General features: G+C 30.9%; 11 protein-coding genes. 5 read left to right on the top strand and 6 right to left on the bottom strand.

All coding sequences use genetic code 11. The annotated features are described in order from the left end of the window. Positions 1 to 237 precede the first annotated feature (237 nt). Positions 238 to 720: a hypothetical protein gene (locus ACWVCY_RS04810; protein ID WP_455140725.1), complete on the bottom strand. Its 483-nt coding sequence runs from the start codon at positions 718 to 720 to the stop codon at positions 238 to 240. Between the two features lie 24 nt (positions 721 to 744). Further along, entirely contained in the window at positions 745 to 1923 is a 1179-nt protein-coding gene (locus ACWVCY_RS04805; RefSeq protein ID WP_455140723.1) for an aminotransferase class I/II-fold pyridoxal phosphate-dependent enzyme, read from the bottom strand. Between the two features lie 281 nt (positions 1924 to 2204). On the opposite strand from ACWVCY_RS04805, the gene ACWVCY_RS04800 reads away from it, so the two are divergent. Beyond that, the gene (locus ACWVCY_RS04800) at positions 2205 to 2888 is read left to right on the top strand and encodes a hypothetical protein (RefSeq protein ID WP_455140721.1); all 684 of its coding nucleotides are present in this window, start codon (positions 2205 to 2207) and stop codon (positions 2886 to 2888) included. An 853-nt stretch (positions 2889 to 3741) separates the two neighbouring features. Here ACWVCY_RS04800 and ACWVCY_RS04795 read toward each other — a convergent pair. Beyond that, positions 3742 to 4431, bottom strand: a complete 690-nt coding sequence (locus tag ACWVCY_RS04795; protein WP_455140720.1) for a hypothetical protein — start codon at positions 4429 to 4431, stop codon at positions 3742 to 3744. 254 nt (positions 4432 to 4685) lie between these two features. Between ACWVCY_RS04795 and ACWVCY_RS04790 the strand changes: the two genes are divergently transcribed. Beyond that, positions 4686 to 5837 (top strand): hypothetical protein, encoded by a 1152-nt coding sequence (locus ACWVCY_RS04790; protein ID WP_455140718.1) that lies wholly within the window; start codon positions 4686 to 4688, stop codon positions 5835 to 5837. Position 5838: 1 nt separating this feature from the next. Here ACWVCY_RS04790 and ACWVCY_RS04785 read toward each other — a convergent pair whose 3' ends face one another. Next, positions 5839 to 6117, bottom strand: coding sequence for a hypothetical protein (locus ACWVCY_RS04785; RefSeq protein ID WP_455140717.1), 279 nt, complete (start codon positions 6115 to 6117; stop codon positions 5839 to 5841). Positions 6118 to 6533: 416 nt separating this feature from the next. Between ACWVCY_RS04785 and ACWVCY_RS04780 the strand changes: the two genes are divergently transcribed. After that, on the top strand, positions 6534 to 6938 hold the full coding sequence (locus tag ACWVCY_RS04780; protein WP_455140716.1) for a DUF5752 family protein: 405 nt from the start codon (positions 6534 to 6536) through the stop codon (positions 6936 to 6938). 194 nt (positions 6939 to 7132) lie between these two features. Continuing rightward, positions 7133 to 8395: a hypothetical protein gene (locus ACWVCY_RS04775; RefSeq protein ID WP_455140714.1), complete on the top strand. Its 1263-nt coding sequence runs from the start codon at positions 7133 to 7135 to the stop codon at positions 8393 to 8395. 67 nt (positions 8396 to 8462) lie between these two features. On the opposite strand, the gene ACWVCY_RS04770 is transcribed toward ACWVCY_RS04775, so the two are convergent. Together ACWVCY_RS04770 and ACWVCY_RS04765 are read right to left on the bottom strand one after the other, a co-directional pair. After that, the gene (locus ACWVCY_RS04770; protein WP_455140712.1) at positions 8463 to 8747 is read right to left on the bottom strand and encodes a MarR family transcriptional regulator; all 285 of its coding nucleotides are present in this window, start codon (positions 8745 to 8747) and stop codon (positions 8463 to 8465) included. A 120-nt stretch (positions 8748 to 8867) separates the two neighbouring features. Further along, complete coding sequence (locus tag ACWVCY_RS04765) at positions 8868 to 11012, bottom strand: hypothetical protein (protein ID WP_455140710.1); 2145 nt, start codon at positions 11010 to 11012, stop codon at positions 8868 to 8870. A gap of 167 nt (positions 11013 to 11179) precedes the next feature. Here ACWVCY_RS04765 and ACWVCY_RS04760 point away from each other — a divergent pair. Then, a partial coding sequence (locus ACWVCY_RS04760; RefSeq protein WP_455140709.1) for a hypothetical protein occupies positions 11180 to 11456 on the top strand: 277 nt, incomplete at its 3' end.

The following is an 11456-nucleotide window of genomic DNA, read 5'->3' as shown; positions in this document are numbered from 1 at the left end:
TTTTTCATCAGGAACCATCGAGAGAACACCTGTTTGTGAGTTCTTTAACAATCATTATATTGAAGAAGAGTACTATTAAATCTTTTTTTCTTCTTTGTTTAAAGAGATTTACAAATCAAATTGAAAAATAAATAAGTTGTCATAACCTAGAAAGTGTTTTTTTATTTCTAGATAACAAAATCTTAAGAATAATTAAGAGGAAAAAAAGGTAATTCACTAAAAATTTGATTTAATCCTTTAACCGATTCTAACTTCAACTATTTGTTGCTTAGTTCTTAATTTAGTTGATAAGAATCGTCCTTCTGAAGATGAAAGCTCTAACATTAATGGGCTATCCATCCAAGAACATCGTATTGAGGTTCCTTCGAATGAATGGTCTGTAAATTCGGGATTCCCTCTTATGATGACTGGTTCTTGAAATTCTAACCCACTTTCACCCTCCTTAATTCCTATAGAAAAAACTGATAGTGCAATACCTCTTTTCATCATACTGGAGACATTTTCTTCAATTTCTATAGCTTGATTTTCGATATTCCAAGAAATCCGAGCTCTTATCCGGCGAGGTTCAGGCTGTTCAATGTTGATAAATCTCATTCCAGTGATAAAAAACCCTGTTCTATTGCGTCCATCTTCATCTTTTAATCCCTTTACATTAAGGTGGCTATCTGTCCCTATAATTGGGTATAGCTCGATCTTCTTGATTTCGTCTATCCTTGTCATCCTCTACACATCTCATTTGTAATTCTAAGGAATTTTTTTAAGAAATTTTTCCACTAAATCTAATGCAATTGTCATTTCATCTTCTTGAGGGAGAACTACAGATCGAAAATGACTTTTCCCTAACTCTCCAAAGCCACTTCCAAATACAAATAATACTCCTGTTTCTTTTAATAGTTCTAGAACGAATTGACGATCAGGTATTTTTTTCTCAATTTTAGGAAAAGCATAGAATGCTCCTTCGGGAGGAGAAACTGATAACCCATCCATCTCATTTATTCTTTTGACGAAATATAATGCGCGGTTTTCTATTTTCTTTTTAACATTGGGAAGAAAATCCATTGGTTTATTCAAAATTTCACTTACTGCAATCTGGATTGGAGAATTTGAACATAATCTTATTCGTGATTGTTTGGCCATAGCTTCCCAAAAATTAGTATATTTCTCGTCATCATCTCTCAAGTTTGCCCATCCTAGTCGCCATCCTGGAGATAAAAATGTTTTTGAAATACCATTCAATTCCAAAACGGGAAGATCAGTTAATGAAGCTGTTGATTTAAAATTATCTTTAAAGCTTAAGAGATCATAAATCTCATCAGAAATTATCAGAAGATCATTCTCCCCAGCTACATTAGTGATTTCTTTTACAACTTTAGGAGGATATACTGCCCCTGTTGGATTGTTAGGATTGATTAGAAGAATTGCTCTCGTTTTTGAGGTTAATTTGTTTCTAATATCATCAATATCAGGATACCAATGGTTTTTTTCATCATTATTGTATTGAATTGGATTTATATTATAAAAATTGAAATACGAAAGATAAGAAGGATATATTGGGGAAGGAACTAACACTTCAATGCTCGGAGCCATACTAGCTGCGATAAATGATATAGCTTCAGAAACACCCGTTGTCACTAGGATTTTTTCTGGATTAAGTTTAGTACCCCACAATCTTTCTTGTCTATCAGCAATCGCCTTTCTTAGATTTTGATTTCCTGCAGAATCACTATAGGCGTTAGCAAATGGTTCATTTAAGGCTTTTATTAAAGCAGATTTTAAATAGTTAGGTGTATCAAAATCAAATTTATCGGGATCTCCTATATTAAAATAATATAGTTTTTTCCCCTTTTTTTCAACCTCTTTTGCCGTAGAGACAATATCCCGAATAGCATATTGAATACGTTCGACATTTGGAGATAATTCCATATATTGACCATCTCTACTAATGTAATATCCATAATTATTGGGGTTACTTTACTTAAAAACTAAATGCAGTGATATAATATTATTTAATAAGATTATAATGGTTTAATTATCTTATTTGGAGGTATTGCCCAACATTCCTATAAGTTTTACCTATCGCGATATTTGTACCTTGAACAAATTGATTCCTTTATTGAAAATTCGTAAATCTTATTTACATACACTTTTTATTTGAAGATAAATTCCTTATATAAGCTAATGTATCAGACTGGGAAGGTAACTGAATGTCAACAGATGTTGAATCTTTATCCGTGTTAATCGCTTCAATTGTGGATTTAGGAGCTAAAATTTGTGTCTTATCCGATGAATCTGGTTTACCTATAATTACACACTCAAAAGTAGATAATGAAGAAGTGGAACTAGCTTTAAGTGCATTAAGTAGTCTTGTTACCTCTACAGGAGATACGATATCGCGTGAACTTTCAGGGGCTTTTGTTAATATGACAGTGAGGACAACAGGAGGATTACTCCTTTCAACTGTAATTAATTCAACTCCAAAGGTTGTATTAACTGCAATAGTTGATGAAAACCTCGAAACGACAATTATTCATGAAATGAATCGGCTAGAACCAACAATTGCGAATGCTATAGTAGGAATTGCAGTCGAAATTAAAGAGAGGGAAAAATTGCAATCAACGGATTCGCGAAGAGTTTCCTCTTTCTTTGATTCATTTGCTGCTAAAATTAAAAATGCTGATTCAGCTCAAGGTATGGTAAATATAATTAGATCGAGCAAAGATGATCTATTCACCCTTATTTATTCAGGGACTATTTCCTATGAAATGAATCGTTTTGCTTTAAATCTCGAAAAATTGTCTCGTAGTAAAACAATAACTCAGGAAAGTTTAATTAAGATTAAAGAAGAAATTTTAAAGTCAGTTGAAAATTGGAAATCAAGACTCTCTTAAGTGATACAACTTTAAAGAACATAACATTAAGATTGACTTGGAAACCTAGAATAAAATAATTATTCTCCAATATTTTGATAACCTATGCAAAGAGCTTTATATTATCATTAAAAACTTGTTTTTAAAGGAAAAGGAAAAAATGTTAGAAATCTAATTTTATCGGAGGTTTAGTCACTTTTTAAATAAAAAACTATTTAGATAATAGAGATAATGGCTTTAAATCAGTAAAAAACGATATTTCCTATTTAGAGTCTTACATTGATTTTTATGATATGCATTTCAATGTTACTTACCTCAGAAGAAGTAATATCATCTAGCCTTTTCCTCGAAATAGTGGTTTGATAGGGATAAATTGTTGAAGCTACTTGATGTGTATTACATCAGTTGAGTAACTCGAGTTAGAACTTATTCATAGATACGATAATGCGAAGGAACATGATGCATTATCATGCTTTTACTTTGATACCATTAGCAAAATAAGTCATAAATTAAAAGAAAAAACGGTCTATTTAACTCTGTTTTCTTAAAAAAAGGAAATGTATAAACAGGAAACCTTATAAGAAAGAAGGTATATTGGTTAAATAAGAAAAGAAAAGCGATTGTTCAATAACTTACTCTTCTTAAGGTTACTGCAACCGACTTTTCTTTTCACCTTTTCTCCCTTCATAAGTATTTTAGCATCTGATGCAAATTTTTATTTTAATTTTCTATATTCCTAACATTCTTGATTGAAATATCGAACTATTTTTTAATAATCTGATTTATCAACTTTAATAATCCATATTCTTTAAAATAGGAATTTTTCTCACTATAATTTTGGTCTAGATAATCCTCCTAATAATAAGGTTAGTTCTTACTCTGCAGAAAGTTTTTGTACGAAATTCATAACTTGACCTGCGTTTTCAGGTGCTTCTTTTTGAATTCCACAGCTTGGACAAACTGAATATTCAATTTGTAAACTTTTTCCCCAATAATTAATCTGATATTTTCCCTTATGATAAATACCCCCACAACTACACATGTCGCTGAGAACTTCTTCAAAGAAAGGTAATATTTCTTTTATTTGACTAACTACTTTCCTAAGGTAAATAGAGGGATTTCCAATGGCATGGATACTTTTCGGTTCAAATCTAGTTTCTAAAAAGGTTATTTCTTTTAAAAAATTGTAATTTGATAAGAATTCTTCACTCACCAAAGTTGGAATTAATACCCCATTTGTTACAAAGATATAATGGATATTTTCTAGACCTTTACCTTCAAGTGCCGATAAACTCTCATTCAAAGAGTAATCTCCATGAAAATGAGCAACCAAATCATCAAATTGAACACTTTTCACAAAAGTTTTATATGAATTGGCGTCTAATGTTAATATATCAGCAACATATCCATCAATATAAGGAATAAGAGATTTCAAATCTTCTCTCGATGATAAGGGGTTTGGAGTCCTTGTCAACACGTGATGTGCGATTCTATGGCTGTTGATTTTTAAATAATCAATAATTACTTGTAAATACAGAAATCGATCACGGTTTACATCTTGCATATCTGTTTACTCCTAAATTTTTAATCAAAAAGAATAATGTAGCTTTATTGTAAAATTATAATGATTTACAGCTACATTCTTCATCTAAAACTAATCAAACGATCATTATACGGAAAATGATACCAAGTTTTCCTCTACTAATTAATAGAATAGTATTAATTTAATTTATCAACATTTGGATTTATTAATACAACATGTTGTATTTTTAATTTACATGTGAAAAGTATTTTCACAATTTCAATCTGGGTAGCCATATGCAAGAATTAAGAGATTCTAAACGAGTTTTGATTATTGGATATGAAGTAGGATCACTAGTCCGCTCGATTAAGTCCAAATTCCCAGATATACAAATTGGATCCGTTGATCTTATGGGTAATCTTGAAGTAAGAAAATATGCGAATTGGAAATTTTCAGTTGTTAAACAGGCAGTTAAGGAAGAGATTTCCACTCCAGATCAGCGCTCTATTGACCAATACCTTTTTGAATTGACTCTTATTATGATCGAGGAAATAGAATTTGATTTTTTAATAGCATGTTCGCCTTTCCATAGAGATGCAAAACAATTCTCCTCTATTGCAAATAACATAAAGAATTCTTTTCCATTTAAAAGTACAACTCAGTTATTTCTCTCTGATTATGATTTTTTTAAGAAAATTAGAGAAGAATCAATAATTCAATCAAATTTCATAATCCAATCAGCTTCTGAGCTAGAAATTATAGAAACTAATCCAATAATTTTTCTCTGTCCTGAAAATTCATTTTATATTCCATCCCAAGCTATATTGCAGAAGATTCAAAAAAATTATAGCGGGATTACTGTACCCGCTTCTAGGATTCATTCTATAGCATTTATGAAGAGCCAAAAACAAGTAATTTGCTTAGGTCTCCAAACCTTAGTTGAACCAAATAATCATCAATTTCTCCTCTATCCATTAGAAAAAAACGCTTTATTCCCTTTTATTACTACTAGTAATTTAACACAGGATTCAATTATTAATAGTTTCAAGAGAATAATCCATTTTCTGGAAATTACTGGCTTTTACACCATTTATTTCACAATAAAAGATAATGAATTATTTCCATTTTCAATTGTACCTACCTTTGATGAAAATTTTCGCCTTTGGGAATTAAAATTAGGTCGTAGTATAATCCAAAGTTTCATTAAGGATACTTTTAATCGAAAAATTAAAAGTTATGGATTAAAACTCCCTATCTATTTCCCTAACTCTAAATTAGTGCCAAAAATCCCATTTAGGATTGCTTCACACATTAGTATTCCTGGTACTTATTCTCACCCTCATTATCCAATTTGTAAAATTTTTGAGGTTGCTTCTACAGTTGATAAATTACAACATCGTATGAATAAAAGAAAAAAAATTCTTTATTCACGTTTTGGTTCAGAATAAATCATTGATTCCCGGTACTAGGTACTGAAGGTGAGTTCATTATTTCAGAATCCCAAGATTTATCCTTTAACTCTAACCATGTAGGCTTATACAAACCCAATTCAATGGCAAGAATAAGATCTTTTTCAGTTTGCTCTATTTTTTCAACAAATCGTGAATAGATGCGGGAAACATTATTCTCATGAGAAATACCATATTTTTGGGCTAATTCAGCATTCTTCTGGTTTTCTAGAACCTTTCCTTTAGCGATCTCCCATTCTATATCACGGATAGGGGGCAACTTTTTCCACCTTTAAAATGAATAATGATCACTTCATTTTAAGTATTATAAATAAACTGAAAGATAGATATTGTAATCTATTTTAAATCCTTGGTCATATGCAATAGTATTTTTGAATGAAACAAACTGCTGAAATGATTTGAAAAAGGTGACAAAACTTGAATCATCAGAATTTTGGTCTTTTCAGGTTTTTGTTCATTTTAAAGAGTTTTTAATAATTTATTTATTCTAAAAATCTTGGAAGATCAAGTTTAAGAAAATCATTTATTTTTTTACCACTATTTGCTAAAATAAGAAAAATTCTTAATTTAAAACAAAAAATCTAATTCCATAGAGGTGCTCTAATTCCTATTAAAGCCGAAAAATATGGAAACCTTTAATAAGGCAACGATTTAAGAGTCTCCCAGTGATCGAATGTGGTTGGTATAAACTTAGAAGAGAACATTCCCAAGGAAGCCTTTAAAAAATGTTCCCCAGAGCTAGCTTTTCGGTTTTTTGGGAGTAATGGAAAAGTTCTAGCTACAATTACCAATCTTCCCGAATTGATCTCAATTCTTCCTGAGATTCCAGCAACTATTGCTCAATTTCATGTCTTTAGAGAAACTACTTATGATTTTTTTGAGGACCGTGAGTTAGATGGCCCAGTTATAAGGTCTGATTTAGCGTTATGGATTAATTATGTCTTGGGAGATGTTGAATTATCACGTCGAATTTATGATATCGGTAAATCAATAAAAGATGCACAGCTGCTAAAAGAAACTGTTATAGAAGTACTTCGTAAACGTGAACAAGAATTAATGAATTTTATTCGTTCTCTATAAGCCTATAACGAATTCACCTTTTTATTCTTTAAATTTTTTTAGTTTCCTAGCCATTTGGTTTTTCTAATTCCCTCAAAATTCTTATTTCTAACGCAACAATTTTACTACAAACTTTCAAAAATAATATGAGAATCCAATTATTTTGTTGAAACATTCAATTTCTTAAAGCCATTAATAATTATCAAGTGATTATAATGTCCTTTTTAAAAAAATTCTTTCAACCTAATCCAGAGCTTGATCTAGAGAAAGGCCAAGAAGCATATTCGAAAAAACAATATAAATTGGCCTTAAAATCATTTCAAAAGGCATATAAACATTTTCAAAAGCAAGGAGCTTTAGAAAATCAGATTATTTGTTTGGATAATGCTGCATTGAGCGCAGAGAAAGCTGAAATGCATGAACTTTCCCTTACATTATATTATGACCTACTAGATACTCGTCTTAACTCCAAATACACCATTAAAGAGATCTTAAAAGATATAGAGCGGGGATTATTAATGGCTCGTATAAGTAAAAATCCTCCTATCTCAAAGTTTAAATTTGAATATATGAAATTTCTTATTCATCTTGCTGAAAAAGACTTCAAGTTCTTAGCTATAATGTATAAAAAACTTAAATATAATCCTAAGGATGAATATTCTAATTCTATACAGGTAAGTTGGAATCTTATTCACTCAAGTGATACATTTCTAGAGAAGAAAAACCTTCCAAAAACTGGTCTTCCATTCGGCTTTGCAACAATTTTAAAAACTGCAGAACTTGTAATGCAGAGGTGTTCTTTATGTGAAGTTGAAATATCTCTTACTAATCTAGAGATGAAAGACCAAATTCAAAAAGGTGAAGAATTTTCCGTCTCTGCGAAGCTTACAGCCTATGCACCTTTAGCCATCAAAACATTAAATTTAAAAACCACTAATTTCAGGTTGATTAGTTCAACAATGCCTGAGCTCCCTTTAAAAATGAGTACTGGGGAAAATTATACAGGCATTTTTACTTTAATACCAAATCTACCTGGAAAATGGGAAATTGGACCAATATCATTACAATATATTATTCCTTCGGAAGAAGGTGATTATCCAGGTTTATCAAATACCCTTTCTATTAATGTTAATGATGCTACCCCAGCTCTTAAAATAATAATGGAATCAGATACCATAGAAGAAGATTTGGACTATTTTGTAACCATTCGTGCTGAAAATATTGGAAAACTTGCTCTTCAAAATCTAGAAATTAAGGTTCAAATCCCAAAAGAGGTTGAAATTTATGAAGGTACCTCTGAAAAGTTGATTTCAACTCTTGTCGAAGGCGAAACATTTAATTTTAGCATTGGGGTAAGATTTAGTTTAGATAAAACTCATTTTGAAGGACATATTCTACGTGCGGAAGGATTTATTGAAAATAATCAAATTAGACTAGCTAAATCATCCATTAAACTTGGGGGAAGTCACACAGAATAATATTCAAGGCAAAATTTTTTCTACAAGAATGCTATTAGAAGAATTTTCTTCTTCAATTACGATAGTGTCATTGTATTCTTCTTAGTGCCGACATCTCTCCCTTGAAAAGGTTAATATTTGCACTATATACTGTCTGACGCATATCTTCGAGGCATGGATGTCTTTCCACATATTCGTTATCCAAGAGTCGTTTTAGTGCGTATCGAACTGACCGAGTAGAACAGGATACTCTTGACACAATTTCTTTTGAACTTAGAGGCCCTTCTTCTATAATAACGCTGAATACTTTTTTACAGGAATCAGGGAGTTCAGCTTCTTCTACTATAGTCTCGACCGTGACAACAACCTCCAAGACTGCTAATGTGCTATTTTACTCGATTAATAGGTAGACCCTTTAAATAAGTATTATGGTAAATGCAATTAAAAACATTTTATTGAAAATTATAACGTTCCATGAAATTAATTTCTTAGGTTATGTTGGTCTAAGACCTAATCGAGTAATAAATGTTGAATAAAAAGCAAAGCAATCAACTGATTCCTTTTCATCTAAGGTAACGGATGAATGTACAATCCTATTTCGTAAATTACGGAAATGTGCAATTTTTTTGTCGTTTGGAAGATCAAATCCACGTTCTCTTAATTCTGTTATTTGAACCTGAAAATCAGGTTTATCGTAAAGATTGTTAGAAACAATTTGTAAATAACGAGTAGTTAGAAGATTTTTTACTGCTGCATCTGCTTTTATCACAAAAAGTTCATAATTATTTTCTTTAAACGCATGTTTAGCTTGATTCCAAAGGACCCGAACATAATTGATATTTTTCAATGCTTGTGCAGGATCAATACTTGGGGTAATTATACCTTCAGTTTTTGTATGTGCATAATTATTTACAATAAAATTAACACGACTAACTAATTGAGTGTAGGTAATATAAGATGAAATGTTAATAAATAACACAAAAATTGCTAGAATAACAGTAGGCCCCGCAAGACTCAGAAATAACTCTGTGAGGTTAGCAATATAGAATGGTAACAAATGTTGAGAGAAAATTGTAAAATAAATTAAATTTACAATATCAAAAATAAAAAAACCAATCAATAAAAACATTACCCATTCGATTCGTCGTTTTATTCTTTTACAAAACACTAAGGTTTCTGACTCTGACGACTCGATGAAATTCAATATCCCAAATGTTGGTAAGGGGATACTTGATATCCGAATTAAAATCGAATCATTGGGAACCTCTTTTATATTAAATAATCCACTAAAATTATATTTAAAAAATTTATAGGTTTCCTCCAAAGAAAATTCAACAGTCCATTGATCTATACGATACCATCTTCCTGTATGATTAATGTATATTAATGATCCTGGTAGTGCTAGTAGAAAAATAAAGGTTAGAAATATAGAGAAGGGATTCCAAATGAAGGGTTTTGGTAATCGTACTTCATATAAGATTCCAAAGGTCCCTACTGCATTACTTTGAGGAGAAATTACAAGATAGTATTTTCCTCCATCTAAAGTATCCGTGTAATTAATTTCGCCATCTCTTAGCTCTTGGCCTTCATCTCCAATGAAGAGTCGATTCTGTCCCCATTCATCGAAAATCTCCACGATAGCAAAATCTAAAACAGAATTAGTAGTAAAATTAAATTCAAAAACACTTATTTTTGCTATTGAAGGACTAGAGTTTACCTCAAACCAGAAATAGAACTTTATTCGGGGAGTATAACCCCTTTCAAGATTAACTGAAATTGTCTTATTATGAGGAAGGATATTTGCTGTGTCAAAATTGTACCCGCTACTTTGAGCTGAAAACGAAATGTTGTATGTTCCAATAGGAAAGCCTAACTGAACTAAATGATTAATTCTTATAATATAAGTATCGGTTGACCTAGCAATCCAAGTGAAATTATATGACCCCTCTGCTGGTTTTATTTGAGCTCCTCTAATTACAGGGTTTTGTAAACCAATCGAACGCGGATATATTGTAATTTCAGAATCTAAAAGTACATTTGGTGTTCCTTCTTTCAAAAATAAGGTACCATTTTGATTTTCAGCCAAAACCACCTTCCAATAATGCACTTCATGATTGTGAGAAAAATTACCTAGGTATTGGCTTTCACTAATTAGTTCTGCAGAAGCCTCATTGAATTTAGTCTCTGGAATGGATACTAATATAGTGTAAGATTGATTGTTAGGACTCGTAGAAATACCAACTTGAATATACCAATTACCAGGACTTGATACAGTCCATGAACCCAAAAAGGGTTGAACTGGGTATGGTGTTTCTTGAAAAATAATTTCTATCCCAATTGGATTAAACACTTTTACTGATAATTCTGATTTTATTAGGCTATTATTTGGATAAATTGAGAAAAAAACAACTTGACTTAGAGCTAGATCTTCTAAGAGCCAATTATGCATTTGAGAATCATTAGTAAAGAGGCCTTTTTGACCAATTCCATCTTCTATAACCGTATAATTTTCAAACTGGGATTTAAAGATAGGAGCTTTTTCAAATTCATCTAATGCCGATATTAAACCCGAAGGCTGAAAAATAATAATGGAATTAATATAAAGAAGGCCAATAATCAGTATTCTTAGCTTATTCATCCATTATTCCCATGCTTTAACTTTATCTGATGAATTCTTACAAATGATCATGATTATGAATGAATGTTTACTCGATTGATTAACTTTATTTATTGTTTGAATATACCACATTCTCGAAATATAGCTACAAAAGTTTATGTTTTTTTACGTTATGGTTTGGAATGATATTGAGTCAAAAGATACGTGTGTTTAAAAAACGAATCCAAATTTCTCAAAAAAAGTGGAATTCAGTCCAAAACGAATCTCTTCGAATAATTAACTCTATACTTACAATTATTTCTCGTTTAACTCTAACTCAGAAAAATGGTACTTTTTCTGAAAATTTATTAGAAAAATTCCCAGAAGTCCCCGATAGAATTGCATTTTATTTGACTGATATTATAAATCATAATATTTCCGAGCTTAACTCTTACATTCAGCAATTTACAGAAATTCTTAATGAAA

Source organism: Candidatus Hodarchaeum mangrovi, from assembly GCF_975850365.1.
Note: the sequence above shows the minus strand (reverse complement) of the source record. Positions and strands in the feature narration are given on the sequence as shown.

Coding starts and splice junctions, on each gene's coding strand:
- ACWVCY_RS04810 (WP_455140725.1), bottom strand. CDS start 720: ATGACAAGGATAGACGAAATCAAGAAGATCGAGCTATACCCAATTATA.
- ACWVCY_RS04805 (WP_455140723.1), bottom strand. CDS start 1,923: ATGGAATTATCTCCAAATGTCGAACGTATTCAATATGCTATTCGGGAT.
- ACWVCY_RS04800 (WP_455140721.1), top strand. CDS start 2,205: ATGTCAACAGATGTTGAATCTTTATCCGTGTTAATCGCTTCAATTGTG.
- ACWVCY_RS04795 (WP_455140720.1), bottom strand. CDS start 4,431: ATGCAAGATGTAAACCGTGATCGATTTCTGTATTTACAAGTAATTATT.
- ACWVCY_RS04790 (WP_455140718.1), top strand. CDS start 4,686: ATGCAAGAATTAAGAGATTCTAAACGAGTTTTGATTATTGGATATGAA.
- ACWVCY_RS04775 (WP_455140714.1), top strand. CDS start 7,133: ATGTCCTTTTTAAAAAAATTCTTTCAACCTAATCCAGAGCTTGATCTA.
- ACWVCY_RS04765 (WP_455140710.1), bottom strand. CDS start 11,012: ATGAATAAGCTAAGAATACTGATTATTGGCCTTCTTTATATTAATTCC.